Below are 16648 nucleotides of genomic sequence, written 5' to 3' on the forward strand. Positions count from 1 at the left end.
GCTGTAAACGCTCTGCCATAAACTTCCTGTTTCCTTTGCCATCCCAACATTCAGTCCTTCCTGCATTTGTATTGCAGTACTACTACCGCTGCTGACTTCTGATTGAGGCATTTAGCATCACTGCTAAATGTTTCTTCTCCTGTAATCGCGCTTACTCTTGACAGAACTCATTCAGATCTCCCGGGGTAAGACAATCTACTTCCTATGGATGTGGCCCCTGTATTTACGTAATAGTCCCCGTGCAGTATTGGGCTTCTGTTTGGTTAGCAACATCACCCGGACTAAATCCGCCTTATATACAGTTTCTGTTCGTAGGCCCCCATATTTGCCGCCGACTTCCTTCAGATTCGCAGTCACCCACGACACCCTTGTCTTAAGCTAACACTTCCTACTGCTAAGCGTGTTCGGGACTCTAACCCTATAGTCGATTGCCATGCCCGGCGCACTAAAAACAAAAAAAGGCCGGAAGTGATTCCGGCCTTTTTCCATATTAGTTTTTAACTCAAATTATTTAACAGCACCTGGAGTAGTGTAAGCTAAAGTTTGTGCATCAACTTGTGCCCAACCAGAAGCCCAGTTTGTTGTACCAAAAGCACCTCTGTAATCTACTTTATCAAAGAATGCGCCTGATACTTTTGCATTTGTAAATGCAGCACCAGTTGCAGCAGCAGAACCAGTAGATAATGTGAAATCAGCATTTCCCGCAGCACCAGCAGCAGCGAAGTCTGTTCCGTAGATATAAGGATTTGCAAATAATGAACTTGCATATTTGCTACCATCAAAAGTACTGGTTAATTTTAAAAGATCAGTAACCTGAGTCGCAACACCAGCTGTACTTACACTGATATCAGTTTTGCTACCATAAACCAGGTTGTTAGCAAAAACAGCTGAACCTGAGATAAAGTTGGTAGAAGTAGAACCAGCAGTTACCACTTTAGTATCATCAACATAAATTCCGATAGGGAAACCTGAAATTACAGAGTTTAAAATGCTGATTGAAGAGTTACGACGGATTTGAGCACCGTGGTAATAGTTTGCGTTATATGAATCACCAGCTTTTTTAATCGGGCCTAAAATCGTAACGTTTGAGAAAACAGCAGAAGTTTTAGGCGTTTGATCTGTACCTGTTCCGTTGTTATCAGATTCGAAACCATTTGATTGCGATTGATCGGCAACAGTTGCAACACGTTGTGCCAAAGCAAACTGAACATTACCTGAATAACCAAAATCTGTATCGAAATCATCATCCCAGGTACCGATAGCTAATAAGTGTTTTGCGTTTACTGTACCACCAAACCATTCGAAAGCATCGTCACCTGAACGGTAAACCTGGATATAATCTAAAGTAGTACCTGAACCAACACCGCCCATGGTTAAACCGTTAATCTCGTTATCAACTGAATAAGCAATACCGCCAAACTCGATACGTACATATTTCATTGTACCAGAGTTATCAGCTGCGTCTGTTCCACCGTAAAAAATGTAAGCTTTTTCGTCTTTACCAGTTGGTTGTACTAAACCACCTTCAATTTTAACGTCAGTACCTTGATTAACCGGTGCTTTACCCAATAAGATAACACCACCCCAATCTCCCTGACTACGTGCACCAGCATTTAAAGCAGATGTAAATACAATTGGTTTATCAACAGTACCAGTTGCATTGATTTTAGCGCCACGGGTAATAATTAAAGTACCTTTCGAAGCTTTATCACCTTTGATAATTGTACCTGGTTCGATGGTTAAAGTAGCACCGCCGCTTACAAATACAAAGCCTTTTAATAAATAGATTTTACTTGCAGACCAGGTTGTATTAGCTGAGATCTCGCCAGAAACTTCTACAACGTTTGTATTGTTTGTTGGAGTTTCGGTTGAAGGGCCTTCAACAATTACGTTCTTTTTACAAGAAGTTGAAAATAAAACTACTGACAAAGCAAGTAGTAAAAATTGGTTTTTCATTTTTTCTTATTTAATATTTTTATTTACAAATAGAGATTTTTAATTTTTCTTGTGGATTAATATCCTGTTAACATATTGTTAAAGACTAGAATGTGTAGTTAAATGATAATGAAATGTTTGTCCCCGGCTTATATGACATCATTGTCTCATCTCCACCATCACCAACGCTTCCGTTATATTTTTTATCACCATTGTAATCGAAATAGATTATGCTTCTTTGATTTAAAATATCACCAGCATTTAACTTAAACTCACCTTTAGATTTCAGCACTTTATAGCTTACCTGCAGATCTAACACGTCTCTTGGATTTTCCCAGGTACTAGGAAAACGGATACCACCAGCTTGCACAATTCTTCTTCCTATTTTATTATAAAGGATATTGAAAGTTAATTTATTATCAAGTGCACTGTGCTGCAAACCAGCATTGATCAAATAAGGTGACTGACCAACCATTGGACGCGTTTTATCTATATAATCCTGATCTGTAGGGTTAGTAACCTTCGATTTGATCAGTGATAAATTGAAATATGCAGTTGTATTTTTAAAGAAATCACTTTCGTTAATAAAGTTCAAATTCTTCCTCGCCTCTAACTCAAGACCGTAAGCGTATGCTTTTGGCGTATTGAAAAAAGAAATATCGGGTGTTGATAATACGTCATAGCGATAAGACTCAATTGCATTGGTAAAGTGCTTATAAAATGCTGAAATTGAGAATAACTGCCCTGCCTCCGGATAGATTTCATACCTTAAATCGGCATTATCAATGAGCGATCTTTTTAAATTTGGATTACCTTGGATATTCGCTAATTGCTCATAATCATAATATGACGATAACGAAAGCTCTCTAAATTCTGGTCTCGCTAAGGTACGGTAATATGAAGCACGTAAATTTGCCTTTTTTGTTAAGCTATATGTTAAATTAACTGACGGAAGAACATCTAGCTGTGTATCGTCTACATACGTTTTAATTGTATTTAACAATTGTACATTGTAGTTTTCTACCCTGGCTCCATAAACTGCTCTAAAATTTTCGCCGAACTTTTGATCAAGCATTAAATACCCATAATTGGTAAAAGAATTAGCTTTATAACTATCCAACTCTAACCCTACTTCATCAATTTTATATACACCCGATTCAAACAATGATTGAGAGAATATTTCCGTAATCGGTAAACTTCTAATCATTGGTTGTAATTGTGGATCATTTGTGGTTAACTGAGCACCAATAAAACGGGCATCAAAGGTACGCTCGCGGTATTGTGAACCTAAACCAACCTTCATGGTTGTTGATGCATCAAACAGTTTAAATGGTGTGTTGTAATTTACATCGCCTGAGTAGATATTTTCATTTAGATCTGAAAACAATCTGGTGTTATCTTTTCCTAAAGAAGTTATGTTTGCTTGGTAAGGAACAGATGGATCATTCTGAGCAGATAACGGTTTCTGATAATTAATTTTTAACTGATTAGGTTGATTATTTCCAATGTTACTGTAAGATGCCGTCCATTTTAACTTATTGTTTCCTTCGCCAATTTGATGATCACCTTCTAAAGTTGTTTTAAAAAGCGACTTCTGCATGATATCATAGGCATAAAATTGGTTTAATACGGTTTTTTCCCTTAAACCAGTACGTACAGTATAGTTATCGTCGTAATTTTTATTGTAGATATTTTTAAAGCTGATTTTATTCTTACCGAAACTGTAAGCAAAATTAGCTAAAGCGCCTAAGTTTGTAGAAAACTTGTACTGGTTATCTCTATAATCGTAAACGTAAAAATTACGTTCAACATCTTGATTTATAGTTTGTGAATTTCTATAAGTTGCTGACAATGTTGCTCCAAAGCTATTTCCACTTTCAAAATGTTTTACCCGGCCTAAATTAAATTGATAATTCTGTGTAGGTAAAGCACTTGTATTCTTAATAGCATAATCATTGGGTAATGATTTTAAAGCAGCAATGTTCTTTGAAGGTGATAATGTCCCTTTAGAAATTGCCTCACGGCTTGGAAAGTTTTCGGCCAGTTGCTTCGAACCATCCTCATAGCCTAAATAAGCCAGTGCATTTTTCTTAGTACCAAGAAAATCTTTAAATGTAGATTGACTGTTGTAACCGTAGCCAACTCCGATAGAAAAGAAATTCTGATCTGGGATATCTTTAGTTAAAATCTGAACCGCTCCACCAGCAAAGTCTGCAGGTAAATCAGGAGTAGCTGTTTTGCTGATGGTAATTTTATCAACCAGGTTAGAAGGAACAATATCAAAAGAGAAAGCTTTTCTGTTTGCTTCCGTACTTGGTAATGTAGATCCATCTAAAGTGGCAGTGTTATAACGGTCACTTAAACCACGAACAACTACGAATTTGTTATCCTGAATAGTAGCACCACTAATCCGCTTTAAAACATCAGAAGTATTTTTATCTGGTGATTTTTTAATCTGATCGCTAGAAATACCGTCAGAAATTAAAGCACTGTTTTTTTGCTGTGCGTATAAAGAATTAACTGATTCCTGTTTAAAGCTTGCTTTTACTACAACCTCCTGTAGGTTTTGCCCACCGGCTTCGCTCAGCACAATATTTAAACTGGTAACTGATGGTCCTTTTACTTCTACATCAGATACTTCTTTGGTTTGGTACCCTACGTAAGAAAATTCAAGGGTATGCTTGCCATTGGCCATGGCCTGAAGGACATATTTACCATCAACATCTGTTGAAACGCCTTTGGTAGTACCTTTAATTTTAACAGTTACACCAATTAGTGTTTCGCCTGTTTTTTTATCTGATACAACACCCGAAATTTTGCCTGTTTGCGCATAAGCTGTTATGCCAAGAAATAAAACCAGCACAGTCAGTGCTGTTCTTCTAAAAATTGTGATTAAGTCCAATTTGCCTGTATTTAATTTTAGGCAAAGCTATTACCACAATGTTAGCTATATGTTAGATGTTAATTAAGCTTAGTTTATTTAAAAGTTAATTTAATGTTAACCTCACTCATTTTAATATTTAATACCGGTTTTCTTGCAAATAAAGTGCAATAACCAGATTGGGCCGATTAACAGGAATTTAACGTCATCCAGAAAGGATGGTTTTTTCCCTTCAATTTTATGGCCGATAAACTGCCCGATCCATGCGGCTACAAATATTGCTGCATAAATACCATAAGCCGCCCCAGTACCCAGGCCAACAGCCTGCTCTATTTTAACAATGAGATAGCTCATAATACCCACCACCCAAATCATTAAGAAGAACAATACGGGTGATAAGGTAAAATAATAATATAAGCTAAAGGCCAGCAGAAAAGAGGCCCAGTTGAAAAAACCATTGTAACTCCCTAAAAAACCAATATGCGGAAAAGGAATTTGCCACACTAAGCCCAGTAGGCTAAACACAATTAAAGGTACGCAAATCCAGTGCACCAGTTTATTGGTTGGGTTTTGATGACTCTCGGCATATTTATCGAAAAGTACATCAACCGGACGTTTGGGTTCTAATGGTATGGTTTGTTTGCTCATTATGTAAAAATAAAAAAAAGCGACGGAATATCCATCGCTTTATATAAGAGACCTTATAGGTTTTTAAAACCTATAAGATCTTAAAAGTATTACTTCGCAAAAGCTACCGAACGGGTTTCCCTGATTACTGTAACTTTGATTTGACCCGGATAAGTCATTTCGGTTTGGATACGGGTAGAAATATCAGCTGCCAGTAATTCGGCCTGTGCATCGGTAATGCGTTCGCTTTCTACAATTACGCGTAATTCTCTACCTGCCTGTATGGCGAAAGTTTTTTCTACACCCGGATAAGATAAAGCCAGTTCTTCTAAATCTTTCAAACGTTTAATGTAGCTTTCAACAACCTCTCTACGGGCACCAGGACGTGCACCTGAAATGGCATCGCAAGCCTGGATAATTGGTGAGATCATCGATGTCATTTCGATTTCATCGTGGTGAGCACCAATGGCATTGCAAATTTCAGGGTGTTCTTTATATTTTTCTGCCAGTTGCATACCTAAAATCGCGTGTGGTAATTCAGGGTTATCATCAGGCACTTTACCTATATCGTGTAATAAACCGGCACGCTTAGCCATTTTTGCATTTAAGCCTAACTCGGCAGCCATGGTAGCACAGAAATTAGCTACCTCACGAGAGTGGTGCAACAAATTCTGACCGTAAGACGAACGGTAACGCATACGGCCAACCATTCTGATCAGCTCAGGGTGTAAACCGTGAATACCCAAATCAATTACGGTACGCTCGCCAATCTCTACAATCTCATCTTCGATTTGCTTTTTGGTTTTGGCTACAATTTCTTCAATACGGGCCGGGTGAATACGACCATCGGTTACTAAACGGTGTAAAGCGAGACGGGCAATTTCTCTTCTTACCGGATCGAAACCAGATAAAATAATGGCCTCAGGAGTATCATCTACAATAATTTCGATACCTGTAGCTGCTTCGAGTGCACGGATATTTCTACCTTCCCTACCAATTACGCGACCTTTAATTTCATCGCTTTCGATATGGAAAATAGAAACCGAATTTTCGATCGCCGCCTCAGTAGCTGTACGTTGAATGGTTTGGATTACTACCTTTTTAGCTTCTTTACTTGCTGTTAATTTGGCTTCATCTACAATATCTTTCACCTGCATCATGGCCTGTGTACGGGCCTCCTGTTTCAGGTTTTCTACCAATTGTTCTTTTGCCTCTTCGGCTGAAAGACCTGCGATAGTTTCCAGTTGTTTAAGGTGCTGATTTTTCAACACTTCAACTTCGTCTTGTTTTTTAAGGGCAAGATCAGTTTGCTTTTCGAGGTTACTTTTTTGCCTGTCCAGCTCCTGTTCTTTCTTATTGAAGTTTTCCATACGCTGGTTCACCGATTGCTCTTTTTGTTTAATGGTGTTTTCGCGCTGGTTTATGGTGTTATTTTTAGCGTTTACTTCCTGCTCGTGTTCAGCTTTTAACTGTAAAAATTTCTCTTTGGCTTCGAGTAATTTGTTCTTTTTTAAGATTTCGGCATTATTTTCTGCATCTTTTAAAATCTTCTTTACCTTGTTCTGAGCAGCCACTTCCTGCTGTTTCAGTAAGTTACGCAGGAGGAATCTTCCCACCACTACTCCGATAGCGATACCTGCAATTACGGCAAACACGTATCCTAATATTTCAACTATTTCCATTTTGTTTTTTAAGTAAAAAAAACCGCAACTAATTTTTAAAGTCTCATACATTTTAAACCTCAACTAAGCATAATTAGGGTTTAAGCCATTTTCAGGTGCAAAGCAAATGAAATACGCCCTCTTAACCCTATAGATATTGAAGTGTTAAGTTTTATAAAATTTGAAACTCAAAAACTAGCTGCGGCTATATTTTTGTGCTAATATGTGTTCTGTCGAACTGGCGAATAGAGCATGGCGCATGGCGCTAAAACTACTCCAGAAACCGGAGACAACGCCCAAGTTCCTTCATTGCATTCAGTACGACAAAAAATATAAAGAACGATCCTATTTTGCAAAGAAATTATTGAGTAAAACATCCAATTCTTCGACTTTATCGGCAACAGCAGTATCCTGGTTTTGTACTTTATTTTCTGTTCTTAATACAGCCGTTGCATAATGTAGCACAGCCATAGAAAGAAGGTCCTGCTTATCTCTAACCGCATAATTATCCTGATAATCTTTTATGCGCTCATTGATCATTTTTGCTGCCCGTCTCACAATCTCTTCCTCTTCCATATTTACCTTCAGTGGATAAATACGGTCGGAAATGGTTATTTTAATCGAGATTTCTCCCATTTGTTTAGCTTAGTTTCTGATTTCCCCGCATCATTTATTTTTTCAATAATGCGATACTTTTATCAATCTCCCGCACAAAATCGTTAATTTTTTGTTTAATGTCAAGCGATTTCTCACTTGCTCCCTCAATACTTTTGGCCAGTTTTGTAACCCTTAATTTCTCTTCAAGTTCTACATTTTTGCCTTTCGCCGTATCGACCGCAACTTTTAACGATTGATTTTCAAGCTTTAATAAATCATTTTCTTCCTGTAGCGCATTACATAACTCCAATACTTGAGCCGTTTTTTGTAATACTTTATCTAATTGATCTGCAACAGAAGCCATGAATTTATTTCTAAAAATACGAATTTATATTTTATTTCCTAATTTCTGCGCCAGCTTGTGCAGTTAAATTCGCGATTAATTTCTGCATGGTATTTTCAATCTGTTTGTCGGTTAAGGTCTGCTCCTCATCCTGTAAAATGAAATTTAATGCATAAGATTTTTTACCATTTGGCAATTTATCGCCCACATACACGTCAAAAACGCCAACTTCTTTAATCAGCTTCTTATCGGTTTTAAAGGCAATACCTTTTAAAGTATCGAAAGTAACCTGCTGATCGATTAATAAAGAAAGATCGCGGCGTACCTGCGGATATTTTGCAACATCTTTGTGAACGATTTTATTTTTCTTCACGATATCGAGCAAAACTGCCCAGTCAAAATCAGCGTAGAAAACTTCAGCATTTACATCAGCCACCTTACGATCTGCCTTTGAAACTGCTCCGAAACTTACCAATGTTTTATCGCCACGGAAATACTTAATGCCATAAGCAAAATCCTCATTCATTAAAGCATCGCTTTGGTAAGTCGTAATCCCTAAACGGGCAATAATGGCATCAACAGCCGATTTTAAGTTGTAAAATGTAGCTGGTTTCGAATTCTGGTTCCATTGCTCGCCTTGTTTTGCACCTGAAATCAACAACAATAACCGCGGACGCTCCACATACTGTCCGTTAATCAGGTGATAGGTTTTACCGAATTCGTAAAACTTCACATCCGCATTTTTACGGTTCTGATTATAAGCTACACTTTCTAATGCAGGCATCAACAAATTCTGACGCATTACATTTAAATCGCTGCTGAGCGGATTTAAAATAAATACAGCTTCATCTATCTTTTTCGAATAGGCCGACTTGGTTAACGAATTACACAAAATCTCTGCATAACCGTTAGCACTAAGCATATCGGCAACAGTATTGTGCGTATTCTCTTTCTCTGGCTTAATGCTATAAGATAAAGAGGCATTTACCTTAGCCGGGATCTCGATATTATTATATCCATAAATACGCAAAACCTCTTCGGTAATATCGCACTCACGCGTTACATCTACTTTAAATGAAGGTACTCTTAAAGCCAGGGTATCATCAGAAGTACTGGTAGCTGAGATACCTAAAGCGGTAATAATGTGTTTAATTTCTGCTGATGGAATATTGGCCCCAATCAACTTATTGATATTGGTATAACTTACCTCAAACTCAAACGGACGAATGTGTTTTGGATAAATATCAGAAACTGAAGAAGAAATTTCGCCGCCTGCCAGTTCTTTAATCAATAAAGCCGCATATTTTAATGCAGTAACGGTAATTTCAGGATCGGTACCACGCTCAAAACGGAAAGAAGCATCGGTTTTTAATCCGTGTCTTTTAGCTGTTTTACGTACAGAAACTGCATTAAAGTAAGCACTCTCTAAAAAGATATTCTTGGTTTCGGTATCTACACCCGAAGTTTTTCCACCAAAAACACCAGCTATACACATTGGCGCTTCTGTATTGCAGATCATTAAATCGTCTGCACTTAATTTACGCTCAACATCATCAAGCGTTACAAAAGGTGTACCCTCAGCAACTTTTTTAACAATCACTTTTCCACCGGCAATTTTATCGGCATCGAAAGCATGTAGCGGCTGACCTAAGCCATGCAATACATAATTGGTAATATCTACCACATTATTAATCGGACGCAGGCCAATTACTTTAAGCTTATCTTTTAACCACTCAGGCGATTCAGTAACGGTTACACCAGAAATGGTAACACTGCTATAACGCGGGCATGCCTCTAAATCTTCAACCTCTACCGGAATAACCAGATTTTCGTTGTCTGTTTTAAAAGCAGTAAGATCAGGAATTTCGTATTCGCTTCTGAAATAAGCGGCCAAATCTCTGGCTACACCTAAATGCGAAGCCGCATCGGCACGGTTAGGTGTTAACCCGATTTCGAAAACATAATCATCGTCCATTTTGAAATGATCTTTAGCCTTGATTCCCACTTCGGTATCTTCAGCTAAAACCATAATTCCATCGTGCGATTTACCCAAACCAATTTCATCTTCAGCACAGATCATCCCCTGCGAAAGTTCTCCCCTGATTTTTGATTCTTTGATTTTAAAAGGTTCGCCTTCTAAAGGATAAACGGTTGTACCCACGGTAGCCACAACTACTTTTTGTCCGGCAGCTACGTTAGGTGCGCCACAAACAATCTGAAGGTTTTCAGTTCCGCCAACATTTACAGTAGTTACACGTAAACGATCGGCATTAGGATGCTGCACACAGGTTAATACTTCGCCAATAACCAAACCCTCTAAGCCGCCCACAACAGGCTGCACTTTTTCTACACTTTCTACCTCCAAACCTACATTGGTGAGGATTAACGAAAGTTCCTGAGGAGTTTTGTCTATTTGTACAAATTGTTTTAACCAGTTATATGATATTTTCATTTTAGAGAATCAAGTAGTGAGTATCTCGTATTGGGACAAGCCCAAAGGATAATCAATTTATTAAAACGCAAAGATATTATTTAAAGCCAAAAGGAGAAAGCCAAACGGGAATAAATGATGGAAAATGGAAGAGGTATGATGGACCTGGCATTGATGTTACGTGGTCCATATCAACGTAGACCTGATATCAACCTACTTTTGAAGAGTTGTCGACTTTAATTGCCTGTTTGCTATTAAAAGTCGACAACTCTACCCCTCCTAAAACCAAAGTCTGGCAAAAACAGGTAAATGATCTGAGTAATATCTTTTCTCCTTACTATCTGATAGTACAGCAAACTTCTGCACTTTAAATCCTTTGTTTACAAAAATGTAATCGATACGGTCTTTCAAGTCGCTATCAAAGTGAAAAGCATTAAAAGTACCGGTTGGTCCGTAAGGTTTTTCGGCCGAAACTTCTTTTGCATCAATCAGGAAGGATTTGATGGTCGCAATGGCTTCAGTTTCTGGTGTTACATTTAAATCGCCTGTAAAAACAACAGGCAGAGTTGGGGCAATTTGCTGTATTTTTTGCTTTAATAATTTGGCCGATTCAATTCTGGCCTGAACGCCAATATGATCGTAGTGCGTATTAAAAACCAGAAACTCTTTTTTATTCAGTTTATCATACAGCCTTACCCAGCTACACACCCGGTTAAGCGCAGCATCCCAGCCTTTTGATGGCACATCAGGTGTTTCTGATAACCAGAAAGTTCCACCATCTTTTTTAGTAAAACGGTCTTTATCATAATAAACTGCAGAGAATTCGCCTTTTCTTTTGCCGTCGTCACGGCCTACACCTACCACATCAAAATTTGAATCTTCCAGTAAAGCATCAAATTGCTCGGGCAAGGCTTCCTGAACGCAAAGAATATCGGCATCGTGAAATTTCACCAGGGCCTTAACATTATCTTTACGATTAGGCCAGGCATTTACCCCATCTGATGCAACATTTAAACGGATATTATAGGTTATAATATTAACAGGTGTACCCTTTTTCTGGGCAAAAGCTGCCACTGTTAGCAACAGGGCAATAGGAAGAATTAATAATCTTTTCATTTGTGTATAATTGTGCTTAATCACTGTCGCCATTCCGGCGCATAAATTTAATAAGCTGCGATGATAACAATTTAAGATTAATTCTACTTTACCCAGTTAATATATTTTTAAATTAAATCTTCATCCCTGTAACTATAATAATTGTTACGGGCAAAAATAATGTGATCGACCACAAAAAGACCAAGCATTCGGCCCGATGCAACAAGATCGCGCGTAAGTTTATTGTCGCTATCGCTTGGCTTTAAATTACCTGACGGATGGTTGTGGGCCAATATGGTATTTGCTGCATTATTTTCGAGGGCGATTTTAAAGATGATTTTCGGATCGGCGATGGTTCCGGCCTGCCCGCCTTTGCTGATTTGGAATTTACCAATTACGTGATTTGACCTGTTTAAAAGCAGTATCCAAAATTCTTCGTAATGAAGATCTTCGAAAGTCTGGTGCATATAATTATAGGCCTGCCTGGCTGTAGTAACCTGCACAACCTGTTCATCGTCGGTCTCTTTGCGGCGCAAACCCAATTCCAGTGCAGCGATAATCGTAAGTGCTTTTGCTTCACCAATTCCCTTAAACCTGGATAGTTCCTGAATAGAAGCCTTGCCCAGCCGAACTAAATTGTTATCGTAAAAAGCCAGAATCCGTTTGCTGAGATCAAGGGCCGTTTCATTCTTATTGCCAGAACCGATTAGAATGGCAATTAATTCGGCATCTGTTAAATACCTTCTGCCATGTTGCAAAAGCCTTTCGCGAGGCCGGTCGGCCTCAGCCCATAACTTAATGCCTAACTTTTGTTTGTTGTTTTCCATTTTTTTCGACAAAAAAAGGCATCCCAACTTTTGGTTGGGATGCCTTTTACTAATATCGTAAAAAAATTGGCTTATTTTAAACCGTTAACGAATTTCGTTAATTTTGATTTGTTGTTAGCCGCTTTGTTTTTGTGGATGATGTTCTTTTTAGCTAAACGATCTAACATAGAGATTACTTTAGGCAATAAATCAGAAGCAGATTTTTTGTCTTCTGCAGCACGTAATCTTTTAATGAAAGTACGTGTAGTTTTTGCCTGATATCTGTTACGTAAACGTTTTGTTGCGTTTGCTCTAATTCTTTTTAATGAAGATTTATGATTTGCCATTTCTATTTAGCCTTTTATTTTTCTTAATCGTTTCCTATAATTCGGGTTGCAAATATAGAATTAATGTTTTAAAAATACAAAACACTTTTAACTTTTTTATTTACTAAAATTCAGCCCGCTTACCGAACCGCAAAAATACACTAAATTTATTCATTAATAATACTTTAAGCGCTTACAATAAAAATTAATTTCGATTAAGAAAACAGCCCTAAAAATACTATTTTTGGGCAAAACCCTTTTTGAGTGAAAAAACGAATAGCCATCTTTGCATCAGGTTCTGGCTCAAATGCCCAGAAACTGATGGAGCATTTCAAGCGGAGTAATGAGATAGAAATTTCTTTGGTACTAACCAATAATGCCGAAGCCTATGTATTACAAAGAGCCGACAACTTTGAAATCCCTACCCATGTTTTCGATAAAAATGAGTTTTATAAAACCGATGAGGTAATAGAACTGCTCAAGAATCTGGAAATAGATTTCATTGTGCTTGCAGGCTTCCTTTGGCTTATTCCTAAAAGCTTAATCCACGCCTACCCTGGCCGCATTGTCAATATACACCCTGCTATTTTACCCAAATTTGGAGGTAAGGGTATGTATGGCGACCATGTACACAATGCTGTAATTGCTGCCGGCGAATCTGAAGGTGGTATCACCATTCATTACGTTAACGAAAATTACGATGAAGGCGAATACATTTACCAGGCCCGTTATAAGATCGACAAAAACGACAGTTTGGAGATGGTTAAATTTAAGGGGCAACAACTGGAGCATCAGCACTATCCGCGCGTTGTTGAAAGCATTGTAAAGAAAATCAGCAAATAACCATCATCCGCAGATTATAACTGGTATTGTTCAACTGCATTAGCCTGACTAAATGCAGGTATTTTTTGTTATACCTTATACTTATAATGCAAAGCATATACATATAATAGTGTAAGCCGGTTTTAAACTCAACTGTCAACCTTAAAAACAGATTTTTGCTTAATTACTTAAAATCATCATATCGGCGACTACTTAAACATTTATAACTAGTAATTTAGCAACATTTAACAGATCAAAATATTCTTTTTGTTTTTTTAATCTGGCAGGTAATTTTTTACCAATAAAACATAATAAAAAAACAATCCTGTTTTACTACCTTTGCGGCTCAAAATTTACAGTAAAATGAGTCAGCCAATTAAGATTAAAAACGCTTTAATTTCAGTATATTATAAAGATGGTTTAGAACCATTGGTAAAATTGTTAGCCGCACAGGGAGTACAGTTATTCTCTACAGGTGGAACCGAACAATTTATCAAAGATTTAAACCTTCCGGTTACGGCGGTTGAGGATTTAACAGGATATCCTTCTATTTTAGGCGGACGTGTTAAAACTTTACACCCAAAAGTATTTGGCGGTATTTTAAACCGCAGGGCTTTAACCGGCGACCAGGAGCAGATTGCTGAATATGAAATTCCGGAAATTGATCTGGTAATTGTTGATTTATACCCATTTGAAGAAACCGTAAAAGCTGGCGGCACACCTGAAGAGATTATCGAAAAAATCGATATCGGTGGTATTTCATTAATCCGTGCAGCGGCGAAAAACTTTAACGATGTGGTTATCATTGCATCGAAAAACGACTACCCTACCTTACAGGCACAATTAGAAGCGCAAAATGGCGAAACTACTTTAGCACAGCGTAAATCGTTTGCTAAAACTGCATTCCATACTTCTTCGCACTACGATACGGCTATTTTCAACTATTTTAACCAGGAAGAGCCACTTGATGTTTTTAAACAAAGCGTAACTGAAGCTAAAACTTTGCGTTATGGCGAAAACCCTCACCAGGGAGCTGTATTTTATGGCGACTTAGAAGCTATGTTTACCAAATTAAACGGTAAAGAACTTTCTTACAACAATTTGGTTGATGTGGATGCCGCTGTTGCCTTAATTGACGAATTCCAGGATCCAACCTTTGCAATCTTAAAACATACCAACGCTTGCGGTATTGCTTCACGCCCAACCGTAAAACAAGCCTGGATTGATGCCTTAGCCTGCGATCCGGTTTCTGCTTTCGGTGGTGTTTTAATTACCAACGTTGAAGTTGATTTAGCTACAGCTGAAGAAATTAACAACCTGTTTTTTGAAGTATTGATTGCACCTGCTTACCAGCCAGAAGCTGTTGAGTTGTTCAGCAAAAAGAAAAACCGCGTAATTTTAAAACGCAATGAGGTTGAGTTGAGCAAAAAACAATTTAAAACCTTATTAAACGGCGTAATTGAGCAGGATAAAGATTTAATTATCGAGGGTCCGGAGCAAATGACAACCGTTACCGATAAAGCACCTACTGCACAAGAATTAAAAGATTTATATTTCGCTAATAAAATTGTAAAACACACTAAATCGAACACTATTGTTTTGGTTAAGAATGACGTGTTAATTGCAAGCGGTGTTGGCCAAACCTCACGTGTGGATGCTTTAAGACAAGCGATCGAAAAAGCGGCTTCATTTGGTTTCAGTGTACAAGGTGCTGCAATGGCTTCTGACGCCTTCTTCCCTTTCCCTGATTGTGTTGAAATTGCTGCCGACGCAGGAATTACCGCGGTTTTACAACCAGGTGGATCAATTAAAGATGCCGATTCTGTTGCAAAAGCAAACGAGAAAGGTATTGCTATGGTTACCACTGGTGTAAGACACTTTAAACACTAATATAAGCATAAAGCTGAAAGACTAAAGCTTAAAGCACCCTGCATAAGCGTTAGTCTTTTTGAATTTATTTAAACTTTAATTTCCTAAAACATTTTAATTGCCTAAAAAACAATTTAATGCTTAAAGAAAATAGAAGTTAAAACAATAAAAAAGCTATTTTTACATTAGGAATAGTATACATTTATTAAAATTAAAGAAACATACCTCATACATGGGATTATTTAACTGGTTTACGCAAGAAGTTGCCATTGATTTGGGCACTGCGAATACCCTAATTATACATAACGACAAAGTGGTGGTGGATGAGCCATCAATTGTTGCTTTTGACCGCACTACAAACAAAGTTATTGCAATTGGTCGCCAGGCCATGCAAATGGAGGGTAAAACCCACGATAATATTAAAACCGTTCGTCCGCTAAAGGATGGTGTAATTGCCGATTTCAACGCTGCTGAAGCCATGATTAAAGGTATGATCCGCATGCTTAACGGTGGTAAAGGCTGGATGTTCCCGTCGTTACGTATGGTAATTTGTATCCCATCTGGTATTACCGAGGTAGAAAAACGTGCAGTACGCGACTCGGCCGAGATTGCCGGTGCTAAAGAAGTTTACTTAATACATGAGCCAATGGCTGCTGCTGTAGGTATTGGTATCGATGTGGAAGAACCTATGGGTAATATGATTATCGATATCGGTGGTGGTACTACCGAGATTGCGGTAATTGCTTTGTCTGGTATTGTTTGCGATCAATCAATCCGCGTTGCAGGAGATAACTTCGACTCTGACATTGTAAACTATATCCGTCGCCAGCACAACATTATGATTGGTGACCGTACTGCTGAGAAAATTAAAATCGAAGTTGGTGCAGCTTTACCTGAATTACAGGATGCCCCTTCTGACTTTGCTGTTCAAGGTCGTGATTTAATGACCGGTGTACCTAAACAAATTACAGTTTCTTATACCGAAATTGCACACTGTCTGGATAAATCGATCTCTAAAATTGAAGAAGCGATTTTAAAAGCATTGGAGATTACCCCTCCTGAACTTTCTGCCGATATTTACCAAACCGGTATTTATTTAACAGGTGGTGGTGCCTTATTAAGAGGATTAGACAAACGTGTGGCTGCTAAAACAAAATTACCGGTACACGTGGCAGAAGATCCGCTTCGTGCAGTAGTTCGCGGTACTGGTATCGCCTTAAAAAATATTGGCGGATATAAATTCTTGATGCAATAA

The 16648-nt window shown here is 38.1% G+C and carries 13 protein-coding genes; 3 read left to right on the top strand and 10 right to left on the bottom strand.

Features of this window, described 5'->3' with window-relative positions:
* Positions 1-507: 507 nt before the first annotated feature.
* The 10 genes from BLR37_RS23605 to rpsT all read right to left on the bottom strand — a co-directional run bounded on the left by BLR37_RS23605 (position 508) and on the right by rpsT (position 12723).
* Positions 508-1956 (bottom strand): hypothetical protein, encoded by a 1449-nt coding sequence (locus BLR37_RS23605; protein ID WP_090773003.1) that lies wholly within the window; start codon positions 1954-1956, stop codon positions 508-510.
* Positions 1957-2041: 85 nt separating this feature from the next.
* Positions 2042-4837: a TonB-dependent receptor gene (locus tag BLR37_RS23610; RefSeq protein WP_244154747.1), complete on the bottom strand. Its 2796-nt coding sequence runs from the start codon at positions 4835-4837 to the stop codon at positions 2042-2044.
* A 111-nt stretch (positions 4838-4948) separates the two neighbouring features.
* Complete coding sequence (locus tag BLR37_RS23615; protein ID WP_090773005.1) at positions 4949-5464, bottom strand: Mpo1 family 2-hydroxy fatty acid dioxygenase; 516 nt, start codon at positions 5462-5464, stop codon at positions 4949-4951.
* A gap of 89 nt (positions 5465-5553) precedes the next feature.
* Positions 5554-7125, bottom strand: a complete 1572-nt coding sequence (rny, locus tag BLR37_RS23620) for a ribonuclease Y (protein ID WP_039478282.1) — start codon at positions 7123-7125, stop codon at positions 5554-5556.
* Between the two features lie 324 nt (positions 7126-7449).
* Positions 7450-7740 (bottom strand): cell division protein ZapA, encoded by a 291-nt coding sequence (locus tag BLR37_RS23625; RefSeq protein WP_039478281.1) that lies wholly within the window; start codon positions 7738-7740, stop codon positions 7450-7452.
* A 34-nt stretch (positions 7741-7774) separates the two neighbouring features.
* Positions 7775-8065, bottom strand: coding sequence for a hypothetical protein (locus tag BLR37_RS23630; RefSeq protein WP_039478279.1), 291 nt, complete (start codon positions 8063-8065; stop codon positions 7775-7777).
* A gap of 31 nt (positions 8066-8096) precedes the next feature.
* On the bottom strand, positions 8097-10496 hold the full coding sequence (gene pheT, locus BLR37_RS23635; RefSeq protein ID WP_090773007.1) for a phenylalanine--tRNA ligase subunit beta: 2400 nt from the start codon (positions 10494-10496) through the stop codon (positions 8097-8099).
* A gap of 258 nt (positions 10497-10754) precedes the next feature.
* Positions 10755-11591, bottom strand: a complete 837-nt coding sequence (locus BLR37_RS23640; protein ID WP_090773090.1) for an endonuclease/exonuclease/phosphatase family protein — start codon at positions 11589-11591, stop codon at positions 10755-10757.
* 107 nt (positions 11592-11698) lie between these two features.
* Positions 11699-12397 carry a RadC family protein gene (gene radC / locus BLR37_RS23645; protein WP_090773008.1) on the bottom strand — a complete coding sequence of 233 codons (699 nt, stop codon included), beginning with the start codon at positions 12395-12397 and terminating at the stop codon, positions 11699-11701.
* Positions 12398-12468: 71 nt separating this feature from the next.
* Entirely contained in the window at positions 12469-12723 is a 255-nt protein-coding gene (rpsT, locus tag BLR37_RS23650) for a 30S ribosomal protein S20 (RefSeq protein WP_029277289.1), read from the bottom strand.
* A 243-nt stretch (positions 12724-12966) separates the two neighbouring features.
* On the opposite strand from rpsT, the gene purN reads away from it, so the two are divergent.
* The 3 genes from purN to BLR37_RS23665 all read left to right on the top strand — a co-directional run bounded on the left by purN (position 12967) and on the right by BLR37_RS23665 (position 16648).
* Positions 12967-13545, top strand: a complete 579-nt coding sequence (gene purN, locus BLR37_RS23655; protein ID WP_090773010.1) for a phosphoribosylglycinamide formyltransferase — start codon at positions 12967-12969, stop codon at positions 13543-13545.
* A gap of 342 nt (positions 13546-13887) precedes the next feature.
* Positions 13888-15414, top strand: a complete 1527-nt coding sequence (gene purH / locus BLR37_RS23660; RefSeq protein WP_090773012.1) for a bifunctional phosphoribosylaminoimidazolecarboxamide formyltransferase/IMP cyclohydrolase — start codon at positions 13888-13890, stop codon at positions 15412-15414.
* A gap of 211 nt (positions 15415-15625) precedes the next feature.
* A complete protein-coding gene (locus BLR37_RS23665; RefSeq protein ID WP_039478263.1) occupies positions 15626-16648 on the top strand; it encodes a rod shape-determining protein in 1023 nt (340 codons plus the stop codon).

It is taken from the genome of Pedobacter soli (genome assembly GCF_900101435.1).
In the GTDB taxonomy this organism is placed as follows: Bacteria; Bacteroidota; Bacteroidia; order Sphingobacteriales; family Sphingobacteriaceae; genus Pedobacter; species Pedobacter soli.

What these genes read in the sequence shown, in the direction of transcription:
- BLR37_RS23605 (WP_090773003.1), bottom strand. Translation starts at nt 1,956, where the DNA reads ATGAAAAACCAATTTTTACTACTTGCTTTGTCAGTAGTTTTATTTTCA.
- BLR37_RS23615 (WP_090773005.1), bottom strand. Translation starts at nt 5,464, where the DNA reads ATGAGCAAACAAACCATACCATTAGAACCCAAACGTCCGGTTGATGTA.
- rny (WP_039478282.1), bottom strand. Translation starts at nt 7,125, where the DNA reads ATGGAAATAGTTGAAATATTAGGATACGTGTTTGCCGTAATTGCAGGT.
- BLR37_RS23625 (WP_039478281.1), bottom strand. Translation starts at nt 7,740, where the DNA reads ATGGGAGAAATCTCGATTAAAATAACCATTTCCGACCGTATTTATCCA.
- BLR37_RS23630 (WP_039478279.1), bottom strand. Translation starts at nt 8,065, where the DNA reads ATGGCTTCTGTTGCAGATCAATTAGATAAAGTATTACAAAAAACGGCT.
- pheT (WP_090773007.1), bottom strand. Translation starts at nt 10,496, where the DNA reads ATGAAAATATCATATAACTGGTTAAAACAATTTGTACAAATAGACAAA.
- BLR37_RS23640 (WP_090773090.1), bottom strand. Translation starts at nt 11,591, where the DNA reads ATGAAAAGATTATTAATTCTTCCTATTGCCCTGTTGCTAACAGTGGCA.
- radC (WP_090773008.1), bottom strand. Translation starts at nt 12,397, where the DNA reads ATGGAAAACAACAAACAAAAGTTAGGCATTAAGTTATGGGCTGAGGCC.
- rpsT (WP_029277289.1), bottom strand. Translation starts at nt 12,723, where the DNA reads ATGGCAAATCATAAATCTTCATTAAAAAGAATTAGAGCAAACGCAACA.
- purH (WP_090773012.1), top strand. Translation starts at nt 13,888, where the DNA reads ATGAGTCAGCCAATTAAGATTAAAAACGCTTTAATTTCAGTATATTAT.
- BLR37_RS23665 (WP_039478263.1), top strand. Translation starts at nt 15,626, where the DNA reads ATGGGATTATTTAACTGGTTTACGCAAGAAGTTGCCATTGATTTGGGC.